Source organism: Mesorhizobium sp. M8A.F.Ca.ET.208.01.1.1 (assembly GCF_004791315.1).
GTDB lineage: Bacteria > Pseudomonadota > Alphaproteobacteria > Rhizobiales > Rhizobiaceae > Mesorhizobium.
Map to the genome: position 1 here is coordinate 1 of NZ_SRUT01000257.1, position 314 is coordinate 314.

A 314-nucleotide genomic window follows, 5' to 3' on the forward strand; every position below is an offset into this window, starting at 1 on the left:
CGAGCGCTCAATGGGTCTTTTTCCGCGCGCAGACGGAAGCGCTGGATCTTGCCGGTCTGTGTCTTGGGCAGGGCAGCGATGAATTTCACTGACCGCGGGTATTTATAGGGCGCGATCGTCGCCTTGACGTGATCCTGGAGGCGCTTGACGGTCGTGGCATCCGCCGCCGTGCCCGGCACCAGCACGACATGCGCCTCAACAATCTGGCCGCGTTCGGCGTCCTCGGCGCCGATGACGGCGCATTCGGCGACATCCGGATGCGACAGCAGCGCTGCTTCCACCTCCGGTCCGGCGATGTTGTAGCCGGCGCTGAC

Annotated in this window: 1 pseudogene; it reads right to left on the reverse strand. The window is 65.0% G+C overall.

Going from position 1 to position 314, the window contains the following annotated elements:
- A pseudogene (locus EN851_RS35190) lies at positions 1-314 on the reverse strand (2-aminobenzoate-CoA ligase); the annotation flags it as partial.